Below are 18,517 nucleotides of genomic sequence, written 5' to 3'. Positions count from 1 at the left end.
CCACTGCGGCCACGGACCTGGGCGGGCGCGCATCGCTACAAGGCCTTGCGCAGGTTCGCAGGCGCGATGCGCAGCGCCTCGCGGTACTTGGCCACCGTGCGGCGCGCGCACTCGATGCCCTGCTCCTTGAGCATCTCGGACACCTGGCTGTCGGACAGCGGCTTCTTCACGTCCTCGGCGCTCACGAACTGCTTGATCAGCGCGCGCACCGCGGTGCTGGAGGCGTTGCCGCCGGTTTCGGTGCCGAGGGCCGAACCGAAAAAGTACTTGAGCTCGACGGTGCCGTAAGGCGTCGCCATGTACTTGGCGGTGGTCACCCGGCTGATGGTGGATTCGTGCAGGCCCAGCTCGTCGGCGATCTCGCGCAGCACCAGCGGCCGCATCGCGAGCTCGCCGTGCACGAAGTAGCTCTTCTGCCGCTCGACGATCGCGTTGGAGACGCGCAGGATGGTGTCGAAGCGCTGCTGGATGTTCTTGATGAACCAGCGCGCTTCCTGCAGCCGCTGCGACAGCGCCTGGCTGCCCTCGCCCTTGTGCTGCTTGAGCGCGCCGGCGTAGATGTCGTGCACGCGCAGCCGCGGCATGACCTCGGGATTGAGCATGACGCGGAACTTCGCGTTGGTGCCGTGGCCGATGCGCGTGACGATCACGTCGGGCACGACGATGTTGCGCTCGACATCGACGAAGCGGCGCCCCGGCTTGGGTTCGAGCTTCGCAATCAGCTGCAGCGCGGCGCGCACCTCGTCCTCGTTGCTGCGCGTGAGCGTGGCCAGGCGCTTGAAGTCGCGCCGCGCGAGCAGCTCCATCGGCTGCTTGCAGATCGCGATGGCGGTCTTGCGCACCTGGGCCTCGTCCTCGCTGTCCCTGGCGCTCGCCAGCTGGCGCAGCTGGATGGTCAGGCATTCGCCGAGGCTGCGGGCGCCGACGCCGGCCGGCTCCAGGCTCTGCAGCAGGCCCAGCGCGACCTGAAAGTGGTGCACCAGCTCGTCGAACTGGTCGTTGTCGTCGCCCGCGAGGCCCGAGGCCAGCGCCGGCAGCGAATCCTCGAGGTAGCCGTCGTCGTTGAGCGACTCGATCAGGAAGCGCAGCGCGGCGCAGTCGTTCTCCTCCAGGCGCAGCGACAGCGCCTGCCGGTGCAGGAAGGACTGCAGCGATTCCTGGCTGCGCGCGAGCTCGGTCGCATCGGCGCGCTCGTCATCGCCGAGGTTGTTGGCGCGCGCGGGCGCATCTCCGCCCCATTCGCTGTCGTCGGGCGCAAGGTCGACCGTGCCGTCGCCCTCCCAGTCGGGCTCGCTGTCGGCGGGCGCAGCCGCTTCGGCATCGCCGTTGGCGGCGACCGCCACCTCGGTCGGCGCCGCGGCCGAGCTGGGCGTGAAATCGGTCTCGCCCTCGGCCTGGCGGTCTTCGTCGCGCACCGGCGCGTCGGCGGCCTCCAGACCGAACTCCTCGCGCGGCGCCTCTTCGGCCGTGCGCTCGAGGAATGGATTCTCGTCGAGCATCTGCTCCACTTCCTGGCTCAATTCGAGCGTGGAGAGCTGCAGCAGCCGGATCGACTGCTGGAGCTGCGGCGTGAGCGCCAGGTGCTGGGAAACGCGAAGCGAGAGCCCTTGCTTCATCGAAATACGGCCCCTCCCTACATCCGGAAATGTTCGCCCAGGTACACGCGTCGTACCTCGGCGTTGTCGACGATCTCCGAGGGCGTGCCTTGTGCCAGCACATGCCCGTCGCTGATGATGAAGGCGTGATCGCAGATGCCAAGCGTTTCGCGCACGTTGTGGTCGGTGATGAGCACGCCGATGCCGCGCTCCTTCAGGAAGCTGATGATCCGCTGGATCTCGATCACCGCGATCGGGTCGATGCCGGCGAAGGGCTCGTCCAGCAGGATGAAGCGCGGCTGCGTGGCCAGCGCCCGCGCGATCTCGACGCGGCGGCGCTCGCCGCCCGACAGCGCCAGCGCTGGCGAATCGCGCAGGTGGTCGACGCGCAGGTCGTGCAGCAGGTCGCCGAGGCGCTCCTCGATGCGCCGCTTCGACAGCGGCACCGGCCGCCCCGCGTCGTCGGGTTCACGCTGCAGCTCGAGCACGGCGCGCACGTTCTCCTCGACCGTGAGCTTGCGGAAGATCGAGGCTTCCTGCGGCAGGTAGCTCAGGCCCATGCGCGCGCGGCGGTGGATCGGCATGTGCGCGATCGGCTCGCCGTCGATGCTGATCTCGCCCGCATCCGCCCGCACCAGCCCGACGATCATGTAGAAGGATGTGGTCTTGCCCGCGCCGTTCGGCCCCAGCAGGCCGACCACCTCGCCCTTTTGCACGCCCAGCGAGACGTCCTTGACGACCTTGCGGCTGCCGTAGCTCTTCTGCAGGCCGCGCGCCTCGAGGCGGCTGCCCGGGACTTCGTTGCCGCCGTTCACTTGCGCTGCTCTCCGCCGAGCGTAGTGGTCGAGCGCAGGCCCGTTCCGGACACCGGCGCGGAGGCGGCCGGCGCGGAGGCGGCCGGCGCCGCCGGCTTGGCGGCCCCGGCAGCGGGCGCCGAAGCGGCCGCCTTGGGCGTGAGGATGGCCTTGACGCGGCCGCCGGGCTGGGTCGCGACACCCGCATTGGGCGGCAGCGGCGAGCCGTTGACGGTGAAGGTGTCGTTGCTCTGGTCGTAGACGATCAAGGGTCCGCTGCTTTCGTCGTTGGGTGTCGCGCCGACCAGGCGGCGCATCACCGCGCGCCGGATGAACTTCACGTTGTCGGCGCGGCTGTCGTACTCGATGACTTCCGACTCGCCCTCGATCCACTCGTCGGGGCCGGCGTCGCGCTTCTGCTTGAAATAGGCCAGCTTGCCCGGCGCGGCCGTGACCACGCCGTACTGGTAGCCCTCAGGGTCCTGCCGGACGTCGATGCGCGTGCCGCGGATGATGATGGTGCCCTTGGTCACCACCACGTTGCCGGTGAAGACGCTGGTCTGCTTGAGGTCGTCGTAGCGCATGGCGTCGGCCTCGATGTTCATCGGCTTGGTCCGGTCCGCCTTCTCGGCCTGCGCCGCCGACACGAAGCCGGCCACGCCCAAGGCGACTACGAAAGCACGACAAAGATGGCGAAGGACAGAGGAGGAATGTAACGACGTCATAAAAGGCACGAAACTTGCTGGAAGATTGTATGCGGCCTCATGGATCCGGCTTTCGCCGGCGGATGAAAAAGCCCGCCGAAGCGGGCTTCCTGCCAGTTGCCGCGAGCGGCCAGAGAGGCCTTTTTACGCGCTCTTGCGCGCTTCGCCGACCAGGAAGTCGGTGACCTGCAGCGCGCGGTCCATGCTGCGCGCGAGTTCGCCGTCCGTGTACCACCTGCCCGCAATGCCCATCGAGGGCACGCCGGCCACCTGGTAAGCCTCCTGCAGCTGCTTGGCGCGCTGGATCTTGCTCGCGACGGTGAAGGACTTGAAGTTCTCGGCGAACTTGGCCTTGTCGAGGCCGTTGGCGGCGGCCCAATCGATGATCTGCTGCTCGCCCGAGAGATTCTGGCGCTGCTGGTGGATCGCGGCGAACACCTTGCGCTGGTATTCCTCGACCTTGCCCATCGCCTCCAGCGCGTAGTAGAGCCGCTGCTGCGGCTGGAAGCTGGGCTGGAAGGCGACCGGCACGCGCTTGAAAGACACATGAGCGGGCAGCTTCTTGATCCAGGTCTCGAGCGTCGGCTCGAAGGCGTTGCAATGCGGGCAGCTGTACCAGAAAAACTCGATCACCTCGACCTTGCCGGCCGGCGCGTCGACCGGCACGCGTTTGTCGAGCACGGCGTAATCGGTGCCCGCCTTGGGCGCGGGCGCCTGGGCGTGCGAGGGTGAGGCGAAGGGAAGAAGCCCCAGCGAAGTGGCGGCCAGCGAAAAGTCACGACGTTTCATATTGAGAAGTTCTCCTGTGCGGCTGACAGAGCCCGCGGCTGGCCCGGAGTTCCCGGCCTCGCGAGGGTGTGAAGGATGAAGGCTCAGCGCTGGACGCGCACCAGGGCCGATTCGAGGCCACCGCCGTCGAGCCGCTCCTTGAGCCGGTCCGCATCTTCCTTCTTGTTGAAAGGCCCCGCGCGCACGCGGTAGACGGTGCGGCCGGCCTGCTCGCGCTCGGTGATGCGCGCTTCCACGCCCATCAGCGAGAGCTTGGCACGCTGCGCCTCGGCGTCCTCGGGGGTGCGGAAGGCGCCGGCCTGCACGAAATACATGAAGGGATCGGTGCTGGCGCTCGGCGCCGCGGCGGCGGTGGTGGTGCTGCTGCCGGGGCTGGCGCCCGAACGGGCCCGCGCGAGATCGCCGATCGGGTCGTTCGATGGCGGCACCGCATTGGCTTCGGCCGGCAGGGGCGGCCGTCCGGCGCGCTGTTGCTGTTGCTGCTGCGCGCCGGGCGGCACCACCACGGGCACCGGCGCGGTCGGCGGCGGCGTGGGCGCCCCCGCCGTGGTGGGCTGCGGCGGTGCGGGCGTCGCGGGCGCCGGCGGGCGGGCGGCGCCTGCCTTGCCGGCGAGCGGGCCGTTGGGGTCCCAGTCGCGGTTCTTGCGGGCCTCGGCTTCGTCCTGCTCGGGGCCGCCGCGCTGGGTCTTGGTCATGAAGGGGATCGGCACCTTGGTCACGTAGACCGCGATGCCCAGCGCCACGCCCAGCCCCAGCACCAGGCCGACGATCAGCCCGATGACGATGTTGCCGCTCTGTCTTTTAGTCATGGTTCGAAATCACATCTTGCGCGGCGCGCTCACGCCGAGAATTGCCAGCCCATTGTGCAGCACCTGCGCGGTGGCCGCGACCAGCGCCAGGCGGGCCCGCTTGACCGGCTCGTCGTCGACCAGGATGCGCTCGGCGTCGTAGTAGCTGTGGTAGCAGGCGGCCAGCTCGCGCAGGTAGAAGGTGACGTCGTGCGGTGCGAAATCCTTGGCTGCGGCCGCGAGCATGTCGGGGTACTTGGCCAGAAGCAGCAGCAGCGCCTGCGCGGCCGGGCTTTGCAGCGGCGCGAGGTCGACATCCGCCAGCGCGGCCGCATCGCCGCCCCAGGCGGCCAGCACGGAGCAGATGCGCGCATGGGCGTACTGCACGTAGTAGACCGGGTTGTCGTTGTTCTGCGCCAGCGCGAGGTCGATGTCGAAGGTGTATTCGGTGTCGGGCTTGCGGCTCAGGAGGAAGAAGCGCACGGCGTCGGTGCTGGTCCACTCGATCAGGTCGCGCAGCGTCACGTAGCTGCCGGCGCGCTTGCTGATCTTGACCTCCTCGCCGCCGCGCATCACGCGCACCATGGTGTGCAGCACGTACTCGGGGTAGCCGGCCGGGATGCCGGCGTTCGCGGCCTGCAGGCCGGCGCGCACGCGCGCGATCGTGCCGTGGTGGTCGGTGCCCTGGATGTTGACCACCTCGGTGAAGCCGCGCTCCCACTTGGCGATGTGATAGGCGACATCGGGCACGAAGTAGGTGTAGCTGCCGTCGCTCTTGCGCATCACGCGGTCCTTGTCGTCGCCGTAGTCGGTCGACTTCAGCCACAGGGCGCCGTCCTGCTCGTAGGTCTTGCCGGCCTCGACGAGCCGCTTCACCGTCGCCTCGACCCGGCCGCTGGTGTAGAGGCTGGATTCGAGGTAGTAGTTGTCGAAGCGGACCTGGAAGGCCTTCAGGTCCAGGTCCTGCTCGTGGCGCAGGTAGGCCACGGCGAACTGGCGGATCGAGTCGATGTCGTCGACGTCGCCGCTCGCGGTGTACTCGCGGTCGTCCGAGCGCACGGTCTTCTTCGCCTTGAAGTCCTCGGCGATATCGGCGATGTATTCGCCGTTGTAGGCCTGCTCGGGCCATTCGGCATCGCCCGGCTTGAAGCCCTTGGCACGCAGCTGGGTGCTGGTGGCGAGCGTCTGGATCTGCACGCCCGCGTCGTTGTAATAGAACTCGCGCCACACCTGCGCGCCCTGCGCCGCGAGCAGGTTGCAGATCGCGTCGCCGAGCGCGGCCTGGCGGCCGTGGCCCACGTGCAGCGGGCCGGTGGGGTTGGCGGACACGAACTCGACCAGCACGCGATCGCTGCGAGCAGGCTGGCGGCCGAAGGCCTCGCCCGCGGCCAGCACCTCGCGCACCACCTGCTGCTTGGCAGCGGTCTTGAGGCGGATGTTCAAAAAGCCGGGGCCCGCGATCTCGATGGCATCGACCCACTGCGCGAAGGCCGGGGTGGCCTGGAGCGCGCCGCTGATGTCCTCGGCCAGCTCGCGCGGCTTGCGCGCCAGGGGCTTGGCGAGCTGCATCGCCGCGGTGCTTGCGAGATCGCCATGCGCCGCGACCTTGGGCGATTCGAACGCGGCTTTGGCGCCGGCGCCGGGCGAGAAGGATTCGAGCGTGTTCGCGAGCGCCGCGAGCAGCTCCTGTTTGACCAATAGCATCGCGGGATTTTACCGGGGGCAAACCCGGGCGTTCCTTGCAAGTGGCGGTCATCCGCAGCGCGGCCACAATCGTTAACAATTGTGGCCCAGTCTCGGGCTGCCTTTACCACTCTCAGCAAGGACGCACACACCATGAAGAAGCTCCTCTCGATCGTTGCTGCAAGCGCCTGTCTCTGCATCGGCTTCGCGCATGCGCAGGACAAGGCCCCCACGGCCCAGCAAAGCAAGATGACGACCTGCAACAAGGATGCCGGCGACAAGAAGGGCGACGAGCGCAAGGCCTTCATGAAGGAATGCCTCTCGGCCAAGCCGGTGACGCAGCAGGACAAGATGAAAAGCTGCAATGCCGACCCCAAGGCCAAGGCCCTGAAGGGCGACGAGCGCAAGGCTTTCATGAAGGAATGCCTCTCGGCCAAGCCGGCGGCCTGAGCGCAACATCATTCACTGAAAACCCCTGCAGGCTCCGCTTGGCGGGGGTTTTTATTACTTCAATACCCCGAACAGGTTGTTGAAGTCATCGGTCCAGGGTTGCAGCCCGGCGATCGTCGGGAAGGCGGAGGTCGCGCCGCGGATCGGCTCGCGCGTCAGGGCCTGCGGATCGCGCGACACCAGCACCCAGTCGGTCGAGTCCAGGTTTGTCGATTTCCCGGGCTGGTCCTCCACCAGCACCGCGTGCAGGCCCTTGGCCCGCGCGATCTTCTCGACCACCGGCGCCAGGGCCAGGTAGCGGTTGCTCACGTGGAAGGCAATCACGCCACCGGGCTGCATGTGGCGCAGATAGACATCCATCGCCTCCGCCGTGATCAGGTGAACGGGTATCGAGTCGCCCGAGAAGGCATCCACCGCGAGCACGTCGAATCGTTGCGGGCTCTCGCGCTCCAGCGCGAGCCGCGCATCGCCCAGCACCCGCTCGATGTGCGCCGCGCTGTCGGCCAGGAAGCTGAACTCGCGGTCGGCCAGCTCGAAGACCAGCGGGTTGATCTCATAGAAGCGGTAGATGTCGCCCGGCCGGCCATAGACCGCCAGGGTGCCGGCGCCGAGGCCGATCAGCCCGACGCGGCGCGGGCCTGCCGGCGCGGCGGCGATCGCGCGTCCGATACCCGAGGTGGGCCCGTAGTAAGTCGTTGGCTCGCGGCGCAATGCCGGCGCGAGGTACTGCTCGCCATGCTTGATCGAGCCGTGAAAGAGCTTGCGCATCGGGCCCTTCGCACCGCTGCGCGTTTCGGTGGTGAGCAGCGCGCCGTAGAAGTTGCGCTCCATGTGGAACATGCCGACCGCATCGCGCTTCACCTGCTGCGCGAGGAACCAGGCGCAGCAAGCGGCCAGCGCCAGCGAGGCCGCGATGCCGATGCGCCTCGCGCGCCACAGGGCGGCGGCGACGATCGCGCACAGCACGAGGCCGATGCCCAGTTCGTAGTAGGCCGGCAAGACATGCGGCGCGACCAGCCCCACGCCCACCCCGCCGATGGCGCCGCCGAGCGAGAGCATCAGGTAGAAGCGCGTGAGCCAGGCCGCCGCAGGACGCATGCGGGCCATCTCTCCATGCAGGAACATGCACAGGGCGAACAGGCCGACGACGTAGATCGGCAGCGCGGTCTTGATGTGGGTGCCGATGCGATGCTGCAACCCGAAGGCGCACAGCAGGAGCATCGCCCCTGCCAGGGGCAGGAACACGCGGCGACGGTACCAGCGGTCGCTCTCGAAGGTGAGCACGAAGGTCAGCAGGTAGACCGAAAGCGGCAGCACCCACAGGAAGGGGATGGCCGCGACGTGCTGCGTGATGTGATTGGTGATGGCGAGCAGCAGCCACGAACCGAGCGCGGGCAGCGCGAGCCAGAGCAGGTAGTCCGTGCCGCGCGGCTTCGCGGGCGGCGTAGAGGCAGCGGCCGGCGCGGCCACCGCCTGCGTGGCCGCGGCCCACTTCCGAGAAACATACAGCGTGGTGCCCGCACACAGCAGCACGAACACGGCATAGCCTGCCGACCAGCCCCAGGCCTGGTGCAGCAGCGTGCTGCGCGGTTCGATCAAGAGCGGGTAGCTCAGGAGCGAGACCAGCGAGGCCAGGTTCGACAGCGAGAAATAGCGGTAGACCTGCACCCCCCAGGGCGTGCGCGCGACCCAGGACTGCACCAGCGGCCCGGTAGTGGAGAGCAGGAAGTACGGCAGCCCGATGGTTCCGACGAGCAGGCCGAGGATCCACAGCGTCGGGTCTTCGGTACCGCTCGGCTTCCAGCGCGCGCTGGTCACGATCGGCAGGAAGGCGAGGCTCGCGACGAGCAGCGCCACATGCAGCCGCGCCTGCGCGCGCACGCCGAGCCGGCGCGTGATCCAGTCGGAGTAGGCATAGCCCGCCAGCAGCACGACCTGGAAGAACACCATGCAGATCGACCACACCGCGGCCGAGCCGCCGAACCACGGCAGGATCTGCTTGGCGATCAGCGGCTGGACCAGGAACAGCAGGAAGGCACTGGCGAAGATGGTGCCGGCGAACAGTGCCTTGACGCTGGCCGGCCCCATCGGCGCTTCAGCCTCTTGCGCCGAAGCCGCGCGCCAGGAACACGGCGACCAGCGGGATCAGCACGAGCAGGTGCGCCTGGATCATCACGAGCCGCCGGGTCTTCTTGATCTCGGCCTCGCTCGGCAGGGTGCCGGTGGAACGCAGCGCCTTGCGCCAGCGCAGGTAGGTCAGCGTCGGGAAGATCGAGGTCACGCCGATGATGATGAAGAGCGTGAGCTTCACGTGCAGTAGCGGATTGGTCCAGTACCAGGCAGTGCCCTTCATGCCCCACCAGGTGCGCGCGACGCCGGTCGCGAGCACGGCGATGGCGGCGAGGCCGTAGACCATGTCGACCTTGGCGAGGCGCTCGACCACCGCGGCGTTGAGCCACTGCACGCGGCACAGCGCGGCTTCGCTCGAGATGAAGACCACCATCGTGAGGATGGCCAGGATGTGCAGGTAGGCGAGGATCGCTTCGAGGGTCATCGTGGTTTTTCCTGTTGTTTCGACTGCGCCGCGATTGTGCCGCCCCAGAACTCCGGCCGCGCATACTGCGCCTTCAGAAAATCGAGCCACAGCCGCAGGCGCAGCGGCAGGTGCTTGCGCTGCGGGAACACCGCATAGATGCCGTTGGGCGGCGCCGCAAATTCGTCGAGCAGCGGCACCAGCAGGCCGGCGTCGATCTCGGCTTCCACCTCCCAGGTGCTGCGCCACGCGATGCCGTGGCCGGCCAGGCACCAGTCGTGCAGCACCTGGCCGTCGGAGCAATCGAGCGGGCCGGTCGGCTTCAGGTAGATCACCTCGTGCTCGCCGCCCACGGTCGGCACGCGAAAGGCCCAGCCGCGGGTCTGCGAGGCGTCGCTCGACAGGCTGAGGCAGGCGAAGCGCGCCAGCTCGCCCGGATGCCGCGGCGCGCCGTGGCGGCGCACGAACTCGGGCGTCGCGACGCAGCGGCGCCGGTTGTCCGCCAGGCGCAGGCTCACCAGCGAGGAATCCGGCAGGTCGCCCACGCGCACTGCGCAGTCGTAGCTCTCGCCCGCCACGTCGATCACGCGGTCGCTGAGGTTGAGCGAAATCGTGACCTCCGGGTGCAGCGCGTGGAAACGCGGCACCAGCGGCGCGACATGGCGCCGGCCGAAGCCCGCCGGCGCCGTCACGCGCAGGTGGCCGGCGGCCTTGACGCCGCCGGCGCTCACGCTGGCCTCGGCGTTCGCGAGCTCGACCAGCAGGCGCTGGCAGTCCTCGAGGAAGGCGCTGCCCTCGTGCGTGAGCGTGATGCGGCGCGTGGTGCGCAAGAGCAGCTTGACGCCCAGCCGCTCCTCCAGCGCATCGAGGCGCCGGCCCATGATCGCCGGCGCCACGCCCTCGGCCTTGGCCGCGGCCGTGAGGCTGCCGCGGGTGGCGATGGCGACGAAGGATTCGAGTTGCTTGAGTCTGTCCATGGCGGGGCGCCAATGATGCATGGGCGGCAGGCGCCGCGAATCCGCATTTCCATGGTGATATTGATGCTACATAGTTTGTAGCGTATGCTACGCATCATGTGGGCCATCCTGATCGTCACCCTTCCGTCTCAACCGAACGCGGTGCGCCTGCGCATCTGGCGGGCGCTCAAGGCGCTGGGCTGCGCGGCGCTGCGCGACGGCGCTTACCTGCTGCCTGACGCGCACGCACCAGCCCTGGAGTCCCTGGCCGCCGAGGTGCGCGAGCACGGCGGCTCGGCGTCGGTGATGACGCTCGCGCCGCGCGACGAGGCCCAGCGCGCCGAGGTGCTGGCGCAGTTCGATCGCACCGAGGCCTATGCGCAGTGGCGCGAAACCGCGACGGCGCTGCAGCTCGAGCTCGAGGGCCTGGCCGAAACCGAGGCCAGGCGCCGGCTGCGCGGCGTGGCCGACGCGCTGCAGGCCTTGCGCGGCATCGACTACTACCCCGGCCCGGCCGCCGAACAGGCCGAGTCCGAGCTGCTGGCATTGCGGCGCGCGCTCGACGCCCGGTTCTCCAAGGGCGAACCGCAGCCGCGTGCGGACGACGGCATCGAGCGGCTGGATCGGGCCAAGTTCCAAGGCAAGCGCTGGGCCACCCGCGCGCGCCCGTGGGTGGACCGGCTGGCCTGCGCCTGGCTGGTGCGGCGCTTCATCGACCCGGCGGCCGAGTTCGTCTGGCTGGACGACGCCCGCGCCCCGGTTCGCACGCCGCGCGGCGCCATCGGCTTCGACTACGACGGCGCGCGCTTCACCCACGTCGGCACGCGCGTCACCTTCGAAGTGATGGCCGCGAGCTTCGGCCTGGAATCCGATCCGAGGCTGCAGCGCGTCGCCGGCGCGGTGCACTATCTCGACGTCGGCGGCATCCCCGTGCCCGAAGCGGCCGGGCTGGAAGCCGTGCTGGGCGGCCTGCGCGAAGTGCACGCCAGGGACGACAAGCTGATCGCCGCCGCGGCGGCCGTCTTCGACGCGCTGTATGCGGCGCCGGGAGCATCTTCGTGAGCGCCACCTTGGAGAAAACTGCCGAGGCGATCGCGACGCCCGACCCCGTCAGCTTCGGCGAGGCCTTCCGCTTCTGGCTCAAGCTCGGCTTCATCAGCTTCGGCGGGCCGGCGGGGCAGATCGCGATCATGCACGCCGAGCTGGTCGAGCGCCGGCGCTGGATCAGCGAGAAGCGCTTTCTGCATGCGTTGAACTACTGCATGCTGCTGCCCGGTCCGGAGGCCCAGCAACTCGCCACCTACATCGGCTGGCTGATGCACCGCACCTGGGGCGGCATCGTCGCCGGCGCGCTGTTCGTGCTGCCTTCGCTCTTCATCCTGATCGCGCTGTCGTGGATCTACCTGCGCTTCGGCGAGGTGCCGGTCGTGGCCGGCATCTTCTACGGCATCAAGCCGGCGGTGACGGCGCTGGTGCTGCACGCGGCGCACCGCATCGGCACACGCGCGCTCAAGAACCCCTGGATGTGGGGCATCGCGGCGGCGGCCTTCGTGGCCATCTTCGCTTTCGACACGCCCTTCCCGGCCATCGTCCTGGCGGCCGGGCTGATCGGCCACTTCGGCGCGCGCCGCGCGCCCGCGGTGTTCGCGCTCGGCGGCGGCCACGGCAGCCAGCAGCAGCGCTACGGACCGGCGCTGATCGACGACGACACGCCGACGCCGGCGCATGCGCGCTTCTCGCGCAGCCACCTGGCGAAGCTGCTGGCCGTCGGGCTGGGCGCGTGGACGCTGGCGATGGGCGCGCTCGTCGCCATGCAGGGCCTCGAGGGCACGCTGACGCAGATGGGCTGGTTCTTCACCAAGGCGGCGCTGCTGACCTTCGGCGGCGCCTATGCGGTGCTGCCCTATGTCTACCAGGGCGCGGTCGAGCAGCACCACTGGCTCAGCGGCGCGCAGATGATCGACGGCCTGGCCCTGGGCGAAACGACGCCGGGCCCGCTGATCATGGTGGTGGCCTTCGTCGGCTTCGTCGGCGGCTGGGCGAAGCAGGTGCTGGGCCCCGATGCGCTCTTCCTCGGCGGCGCGCTGGCCGCGACGGTGGTCACCTTCTTCACCTTCCTGCCCTCCTTCGTCTTCATCCTGGCGGGCGGGCCGCTGGTCGAATCGACCCACGGCAAACTGGGCTTCACCGCGCCGCTGTCCGCGATCACCGCGGCAGTGGTCGGCGTGATCCTGAACCTGGCGCTGTTCTTCGCCTATCACGTGCTGTGGCCGCAGGGCTTCAGCGGCCGCTTCGACCTCGTCTCCGCCCTCGTCGTCGCGGCCGCAGCCATCGCGCTGTTCCGCTTCAAGGTCGGCGTGATGCCGCTGCTCGGCGCCTGCGCGCTGGCCGGGCTCGCCGTCACCTTGGGCCGGCCCCTGCTTTTCCCCTGAGGAGAGTTCCATGGATGCATCCGTCCTGCCCCCGCCGATGGCGCTGGCCCTGGCCGCCAACTTCGGCAGCGTCGAGCGTTGGCGCGAGGAGTTCATCGCATTGGCGAAAACGCCCGGTGACGCATCGGGCTCCGTGCTGCTGATGTTTCAGCCGCACGAGGGCACGCTCGTCAATCGGCAGGCGCCCGGCGGCGGCGGCATACCAATTCTGGCCGTCGACAAGCAGGAAGACATCGGAGCATTCATCACCGCCATCGACTGGAATCCGGTGTACGAGCCTTACCAGGAGGCCGTGCATGCGGCGAGCGAGCCCTTCGGCGCGAGCCAGGACGAGGTCGCGGACGCCTTGCTGCTCGACGTGCGTCGCGTCGGCGTGTTCGAACAGGCGGCATCGATGATTCCCGGCGCCCGTTGGTGCGACCCGGCCGATGTCGGCCGTTGGGCCGGCGAACTGCCCGCCGGTCGCGAGGTGGTCGTCTACTGCGTCTACGGCCACGAGGTCGGGCGTTCGACCGCGATGCGCCTGCGCGCGGCGGGCCTGAAGGCACGCTTTCTGCGCGGCGGCATCGACGGCTGGCAGGGCGCCGGGTTGCCCCTCGCCGTCAAGACGGACACCGGCTAGGGCCGGTGGGAGAACAGCTGATTCAGTCTCCTGTCGTAATGTTGCGCGTCTTCAGTTCGGCGATCTGCGCATCGCTGTAGCCGACCTCTTTTAGCAGCACGCTCGTGTGCTCGCCCAGCAGCGGCGGCTGGATGCGTATGCCGGGGCGTTCGCCGCCGAGCGTGAAGGGCATCAGCGGCACCTTCGAGGTGCTGCCGTCGTTCATGCGGATCGGCGCCAGGCCGCCGGTGGCGTTCAAGTGCGGATCGTCGAACAGCTCCTGCGGCTTGGTGATGGGCGCGAAGGGCAGCTCGTTCTTCTCGAACACGGCGGAGAGCTCGGCGGCGCTGAAGCCGGCCAGGTGCGAGCGCAGCATCGGCATCATCCAGTCGCGCGCGAGCACGCGGTCGTTGTTGGTCGCGAGGCGCGGATCGGCCAGCATCTCCTCCAGGCCGAAGGCCTTGCAGAAGATGGTCCATTGCTTGTCGCTGACGGCAGCCAGGAAGATCTGCTCGCCATCCTTGACCGTGAAGACGTCGTACACGGCCCAGGCCGAGATGCGGCTGGGCATCGGGTCGGCCGCGCGGCCGGTGGCCGCGAACTGCATCATGTGCTGCGCGACCAGGAAGATGTTGTTCTCGAACAGCGCCGACTGCACCTCGCAGCCGCGGCCGGTCTGCTCGCGCTGGCGCAGCGCCGCCATCGCGCCGATGGCGCCGAACATGCCGCCCATGATGTCGTTGACGCTGGTGCCGGCGCGCAGCGGGTCGCCGATGCGGCCGGTCATGTAGGCCAGGCCGCCCATCATCTGCACCACCTCGTCGAGCGCGGTGCGATGGTCGTAGGGGCCGGGCAGGAAGCCCTTGTGGCTCACGTAGATGAGGCGCGGATTGAGCTGCCTCAGGCTCTCGTAGTCCAGCCCCAGCTTCTTCATCGTGCCGGGCTTGAAGTTCTCGCTCACGATGTCGGCGGTGGCGACGAGGCGCAGCGCGGCCTCCACGCCCTCGGGCTTCTTCAGGTCGAGCGCGATGCTCTTCTTGTTGCGGTTGAAGGTCGGGAAGAAGCCAGCGCCGGAACCCAGCAGTCGCCGCGTGGCGTCGCCTTCGATCGGCTCGACCTTGATGACCTCGGCGCCGAGATCGGCCAGCAGCATGCCGCAGGTCGGGCCCATCACCATGTGGGTGAATTCGACGACGCGGACGCCTTCGTACGGCAGGGGAGCGGAGGTGTCAGACATGTGCTTTTCCTTGGATGAAGCCCTTGGGCAGGCCGGCCTCGGGCGTCATGCCGTAGACCGGCTCGCCCGGCAGGCCGGCCATGAGCGGCGCGCGCGCCGCGATGAGTTTTTCGATGTCGATGCCGGTGGCGACGCCCATGGCCTCGAACATGAAGACCAGGTCTTCGGTGACGACGTTGCCGGATGCGCCGGGCGCGTAGGGGCAGCCGCCCAGGCCGCCGAGCGAGGCGTCGAAGGTGCGCACGCCTTCTTCATACGCCGCCAGGCAGTTGGCGAGGCCCAGGCCGCGCGTGTTGTGCAAGTGGGCGGCGCCGGCCTTGTTGCCGAGTTCGGCACGCAGGCGCCTGAAGAGGCGGCGCACCTGCGCCGGATTGGCATAGCCGACCGTGTCGGAGAGGCCCGACTCGTCGGCGCCGGCGGCGATGCATTGCGCAGCGAGCCAGATGACTTCGTCCTCCGGCACCTCGCCCTGCAGGGTGCAGCCGAAGGCGGTCGAGATGCCGGCCTCGAGCTTGACTTGCGGCGCGATCTCGCGGCGCAGCTCGGCGATGGCGCGCACCTCCTCGACCATCTCCTCGCGCGTCTTGCGCACATTGGCCAGCGAGTGCGCGGCACTGGCCGACACCGGCATCGTGAGCTTGTGCACGCCGGCCGCGAGCGCGGCTTCGGCACCGCGGCGATTGGGCACCAGCGCCATCACCGTGAGGCCGGGCAGCGTGACGGCATGGCGCACCACCTCGGCGGCATCGGCCATCTGCGGCAGCAGGCGGGCCGGCACGAAGGAGGCGACCTCGATCTCGCGCACGCCGGCGGCGTAGAGGGCATCGATCCAGCGCAGTTTGTCCGCCGTGGGCATCGTCGCCTTGACGGATTGCAGGCCGTCGCGCGGGCCGACCTCGCTGATGAGGACATCGGAGCTTGTCATCGGGCGTTGTCTCCTTGACAGTTCTATCTAACAGAACTAGATTCTGTTTTACAGAATTAGACTGCACCAGCCCCAGCACTGTCAAGCCGAAGCCATGCCCCGCAAAGCCCAGACCGAATCGCTCTCCGACCTCAACGCCGCCCCCGGCGGCGCGGCCGCGGTCGATCGCGCCCTGAGCCTGCTCTCGTGCTTCCAGCCCGGCGACGAGGCGCTGAACCTGGCGCAGTTCGCCGAACGCACGCAGCTCTACAAGAGCACGGTGCTGCGCCTGCTCGCTTCGCTCGAGCATGCGCGCTTGATCCGCCGGCAGGAAGACGGCCGCTATGCGCTGGGCGCGGAAATCGCGCGGCTGCACGGTCTCTACGCGGCCTCGCTCTCGCTCGACCGCATCGTGCCGCCGGTGCTGCGCGAGCTGGTCGCGGCCACCGGCGAAAGCGCGGCCTACCACGTGCGCCAGGAGCAGGGCGACAGCTGGGTGCGCCTGTGCCTCTATCGCGTCGATTCATCGCACGTCGTGCGCGACCACGTGCGCGCCGGCGACCTGCTGCCCAACGACCGCGGCGTCGGCGCGCGCATCCTGATCGCCTTCGGCCCCGAGGCCGAGCGTCCGCGCGGCCCCAAGGAGCGCAAGCTCTACGACGCGATCCGCGCGCAGGGCTACTGCGCGATGGTCGGCGACCGGTCGGCCGAATTGGGTGGCATCTCGGCGCCGGTGTTCCATGCCGACGGCCGCCTGGCCGCGGCGCTCACGCTGACCATGCCGGCGCATCGCTATGACGAGCGGCACATCGAGCCGGTGCGCGCCGCCGCGCAGCAGCTCAGCGGCCAGGTCTGATTTCAGTCACTCGGCCTTGAAGCCGGAAGCCTTGATCGGCGCTTCCCAGCGCTTCAGGTGCGCCGCCTGGATCGCCGCCAACTCCGCCGGGCCGGCATGCGCCGGCACCAGGCCCAGGTTGTAGATGCGCTCCTGGATCTCGGGCGAGCGCAATGCGTCGGCCGCCGCGCGATCGATGCGCTGCACCAGCTCCGGCGCCATGCCGGGCGGGCCGTAGAGCCCGAAGAAGGCATCGGCCGTGATGTCGATGCCGGACTCCTTGAGCGTGGGAACATCCGGCAGCGCCCTGCTGCGTTGCGCGCCGGTGACGGCCAGGATGCGCACCTTGCCGGCGCGGTGGTGCTCGATGGTTTCCACGGCCGTGTCGACCATCAACGGCACCTGGCCGCCGATCAGGTCCTGCGCGGCCGGCGCGCCGCCGCGGTAGGCCACGTGCGTCATCGGCACGCCGGCCGCCTGCGAGAGCAGCAGACCGGCGAAATGCGGCACCGTGCCCGCGCCCGAGGTGCCGTAGTTGGCCTTGCCGGGATTGGCCTTCATCCAGGCCAGCACCGTCTTCAGGTCGCCCGGCGGCGCGCCGGGTCCGGCGGTGACGGCGAAGTCGAAGGTGCTCGCGAGCGAGATCGGGGTGAAGTCCTTCACCGTGTCGTAACCCAGGTTCTGGTAGAGCCACGGGTGGATCACCAGCGCGCCGCTGGGCGAGAAGATCAGCGTGCTGCCGTCCGGCGCGGCGCGCTTGACTTCGGCCAGGGCCAGGCGGCCGCCGGCGCCTGGCTTGTTGTCGACGATGACGTTGTGGCCGAGCGAGACCCGCATCCTGTCGGCCAGGAGGCGCGCCACCACGTCGGCCGATCCACCCGGCGGAAAGCCGACCAGGATGCGGGTGCTTCGGTCCTGCGCCAGGGCCAGAGGTGCGGCCAGCGCGACGGTGGCCAGCGCTGCGAAATGACGGCGTTTCATCGGGAGTCTCCTCGGGTCGTTCGATCTTCGCGGGGATCAGCGCGCCGGCGCGTTGTCGCGCAGCGCGGCCAGCACGGCCTCGTTCTGCTCGGCCAGGCCAACCGTGATGCGCAGCCAATGCGGCAGGCCGTAGTTGTCGAGCAGCGAGACCTCGATGCCGGCGGCCAGCAGGCGCGCGTGCACGGTGCGGCCCTCGCCGACCTGCACCATGAGGAAGTTGCCCGATGAAGGCACAGACGCCAGCCTGAGCTCGTGCAGCCCGTTCGCGAGTTGTGCCCGCCCGATGGTGTTGAGCTGGTAGCTGCGCGCGAGAAAGGTCTGGTCGGCCAGCGCCGCTGCCGCCGCGGCCTGGGCCGGCGTGCTCACGTTGAAGCGCGGCCGCTGTGCGTTCAGGCGCGCTGCCAGCGCCGGCTGCGCGACGCCGTAGCCGATGCGCAGCCCGGCCAGCCCGTAGGCCTTGGAGAAGGTGCGCGCCACGATCAGGTTGGGGAAGTGCCGCACCCAGCCGATGCTTTCGTAGCGCTGCGCCGGCGCGAGGTACTCGGTGTAGGCTTCGTCGAGCAGCACCGTGACGTGCGCCGGCACCGACTGCAGAAATTCGAGCAGCGGGCCCGCTTCGATGAAGGTGCCGGTGGGATTGTTCGGATTCGCCACGAAAACCAGCCGCGTGTCTTCGACGATGGCTGCCCGCATGGCAGCGAGGTCGTGGCCGAAATCCTGCGCCGGCACCACGGTGCTGCGCGCATGCGCGTGCGCGGCAGCCTGCGCATAGACGATGAAACCGTACTGCGAATAGACGACGCCTTCGCCGGGCCGGACGCTCACCTGCGCCGCCAGCTCGAGGATCTCGCTCGAGCCGCTGCCCAGCGTCAGCCAGTCCATCGGCACGTCCAGCCGCGCCGCCAGCGCATGCTTGAGCGCGGTGCCGTTGCTGTCGGGATAGTTGCCTGCGCCTTCCAGCGCTGCGGCGGCGGCGCGGCGCGCCGACTCGGGCATGCCGAGCGGGTTTTCATTGGAGGCCAGCAGGATCATCGCGGCGGATCGCAATTATTTAAGAAGTTAAATTATCCGAGGCATGTACATCGCTCCTATCAGGGCCTACCCTTTGAGCTGAAGCCTCGGCGGGTCACGATTACCTTCAATTTGGTCATTGATAAAACCCACCTTCGGCTCTTACTGATCAACGAGGTATCGAATAAAGTCGTCGACTGCATTCGATTTCAAGGAGTAAAGAA

At 68.9% G+C, this 18,517-nt stretch carries 18 protein-coding genes; 5 read left to right on the top strand and 13 right to left on the bottom strand.

Annotated features, from left to right (window positions below; translation table 11 throughout):
- Positions 1 to 35: 35 nt before the first annotated feature.
- The 6 genes from AC3A6B_RS04730 to argS form a co-directional block, all read right to left on the bottom strand.
- Positions 36 to 1,616, bottom strand: coding sequence for an RNA polymerase factor sigma-54 (locus AC3A6B_RS04730; RefSeq protein WP_487835602.1), 1,581 nt, complete (start codon positions 1,614 to 1,616; stop codon positions 36 to 38).
- A gap of 17 nt (positions 1,617 to 1,633) precedes the next feature.
- Positions 1,634 to 2,410 (bottom strand): LPS export ABC transporter ATP-binding protein, encoded by a 777-nt coding sequence (lptB, locus tag AC3A6B_RS04725; protein ID WP_487835601.1) that lies wholly within the window; start codon positions 2,408 to 2,410, stop codon positions 1,634 to 1,636.
- Positions 2,407 to 3,114: a lipopolysaccharide transport periplasmic protein LptA gene (lptA, locus tag AC3A6B_RS04720; RefSeq protein WP_487835600.1), complete on the bottom strand. Its 708-nt coding sequence runs from the start codon at positions 3,112 to 3,114 to the stop codon at positions 2,407 to 2,409. The genes lptB and lptA overlap by 4 nt, the downstream gene beginning before the upstream one ends.
- 123 nt (positions 3,115 to 3,237) lie before the next feature.
- Positions 3,238 to 3,882, bottom strand: coding sequence for a thiol:disulfide interchange protein DsbA/DsbL (locus tag AC3A6B_RS04715; RefSeq protein WP_487835599.1), 645 nt, complete (start codon positions 3,880 to 3,882; stop codon positions 3,238 to 3,240).
- Between the two features lie 83 nt (positions 3,883 to 3,965).
- Positions 3,966 to 4,691, bottom strand: a complete 726-nt coding sequence (locus AC3A6B_RS04710; protein WP_487835598.1) for an SPOR domain-containing protein — start codon at positions 4,689 to 4,691, stop codon at positions 3,966 to 3,968.
- Between the two features lie 9 nt (positions 4,692 to 4,700).
- On the bottom strand, positions 4,701 to 6,374 hold the full coding sequence (gene argS, locus AC3A6B_RS04705; protein WP_487835597.1) for an arginine--tRNA ligase: 1,674 nt from the start codon (positions 6,372 to 6,374) through the stop codon (positions 4,701 to 4,703).
- Positions 6,375 to 6,506: 132 nt separating this feature from the next.
- On the opposite strand from argS, the gene AC3A6B_RS04700 reads away from it, so the two are divergent.
- The gene (locus tag AC3A6B_RS04700; RefSeq protein ID WP_487835596.1) at positions 6,507 to 6,803 is read left to right on the top strand and encodes a PsiF family protein; all 297 of its coding nucleotides are present in this window, start codon (positions 6,507 to 6,509) and stop codon (positions 6,801 to 6,803) included.
- 54 nt (positions 6,804 to 6,857) lie between these two features.
- Here AC3A6B_RS04700 and AC3A6B_RS04695 read toward each other — a convergent pair whose 3' ends face one another.
- The 3 genes from AC3A6B_RS04695 to AC3A6B_RS04685 are packed head-to-tail and all read right to left on the bottom strand — an operon-like array spanning position 6,858 to position 10,313.
- Entirely contained in the window at positions 6,858 to 8,891 is a 2,034-nt protein-coding gene (locus AC3A6B_RS04695; protein ID WP_487835595.1) for a spermidine synthase, read from the bottom strand.
- Between the two features lie 7 nt (positions 8,892 to 8,898).
- Positions 8,899 to 9,357 carry a DUF2214 family protein gene (locus AC3A6B_RS04690; RefSeq protein ID WP_487835594.1) on the bottom strand — a complete coding sequence of 153 codons (459 nt, stop codon included), beginning with the start codon at positions 9,355 to 9,357 and terminating at the stop codon, positions 8,899 to 8,901.
- Positions 9,354 to 10,313, bottom strand: a complete 960-nt coding sequence (locus tag AC3A6B_RS04685) for a LysR family transcriptional regulator (RefSeq protein WP_487835593.1) — start codon at positions 10,311 to 10,313, stop codon at positions 9,354 to 9,356. The genes AC3A6B_RS04690 and AC3A6B_RS04685 overlap by 4 nt, the downstream gene beginning before the upstream one ends.
- A 96-nt stretch (positions 10,314 to 10,409) precedes the next feature.
- Between AC3A6B_RS04685 and AC3A6B_RS04680 the strand changes: the two genes are divergently transcribed.
- Genes AC3A6B_RS04680 through AC3A6B_RS04670 form a run of 3 tightly spaced genes read left to right on the top strand, consistent with a single transcriptional unit; the run spans position 10,410 to position 13,346 of the window.
- Positions 10,410 to 11,354 (top strand): chromate resistance protein ChrB domain-containing protein, encoded by a 945-nt coding sequence (locus AC3A6B_RS04680; protein WP_487835592.1) that lies wholly within the window; start codon positions 10,410 to 10,412, stop codon positions 11,352 to 11,354.
- Complete coding sequence (gene chrA / locus AC3A6B_RS04675) at positions 11,351 to 12,724, top strand: chromate efflux transporter (protein ID WP_487835591.1); 1,374 nt, start codon at positions 11,351 to 11,353, stop codon at positions 12,722 to 12,724. Before AC3A6B_RS04680 ends, chrA begins: the two co-directional genes overlap by 4 nt.
- Before the next feature lie 10 nt (positions 12,725 to 12,734).
- The gene (locus tag AC3A6B_RS04670; protein ID WP_487835590.1) at positions 12,735 to 13,346 is read left to right on the top strand and encodes a rhodanese-like domain-containing protein; all 612 of its coding nucleotides are present in this window, start codon (positions 12,735 to 12,737) and stop codon (positions 13,344 to 13,346) included.
- A 22-nt stretch (positions 13,347 to 13,368) separates the two neighbouring features.
- Here the strand turns inward: AC3A6B_RS04670 and AC3A6B_RS04665 are convergent, their stop codons facing one another.
- Positions 13,369 to 14,562, bottom strand: coding sequence for a CaiB/BaiF CoA transferase family protein (locus AC3A6B_RS04665; protein ID WP_487835589.1), 1,194 nt, complete (start codon positions 14,560 to 14,562; stop codon positions 13,369 to 13,371).
- Positions 14,555 to 15,487, bottom strand: coding sequence for a hydroxymethylglutaryl-CoA lyase (locus AC3A6B_RS04660; RefSeq protein ID WP_487835588.1), 933 nt, complete (start codon positions 15,485 to 15,487; stop codon positions 14,555 to 14,557). The genes AC3A6B_RS04665 and AC3A6B_RS04660 overlap by 8 nt, the downstream gene beginning before the upstream one ends.
- A 94-nt stretch (positions 15,488 to 15,581) precedes the next feature.
- Between AC3A6B_RS04660 and AC3A6B_RS04655 the strand changes: the two genes are divergently transcribed.
- Positions 15,582 to 16,322, top strand: a complete 741-nt coding sequence (locus AC3A6B_RS04655) for an IclR family transcriptional regulator (RefSeq protein WP_487835587.1) — start codon at positions 15,582 to 15,584, stop codon at positions 16,320 to 16,322.
- 6 nt (positions 16,323 to 16,328) lie between these two features.
- Here the strand turns inward: AC3A6B_RS04655 and AC3A6B_RS04650 are convergent, their stop codons facing one another.
- Both AC3A6B_RS04650 and hisC read right to left on the bottom strand, forming a co-directional pair.
- Complete coding sequence (locus AC3A6B_RS04650; RefSeq protein ID WP_487835586.1) at positions 16,329 to 17,282, bottom strand: Bug family tripartite tricarboxylate transporter substrate binding protein; 954 nt, start codon at positions 17,280 to 17,282, stop codon at positions 16,329 to 16,331.
- Positions 17,283 to 17,318: 36 nt separating this feature from the next.
- Positions 17,319 to 18,314 (bottom strand): histidinol-phosphate transaminase, encoded by a 996-nt coding sequence (gene hisC / locus AC3A6B_RS04645; protein ID WP_487835585.1) that lies wholly within the window; start codon positions 18,312 to 18,314, stop codon positions 17,319 to 17,321.
- Positions 18,315 to 18,517 lie beyond the last annotated feature (203 nt).

This window comes from Variovorax sp. Soil_C_33 (assembly GCF_057656935.1).
Note: the sequence above shows the minus strand (reverse complement) of the source record. Positions and strands in the feature narration are given on the sequence as shown.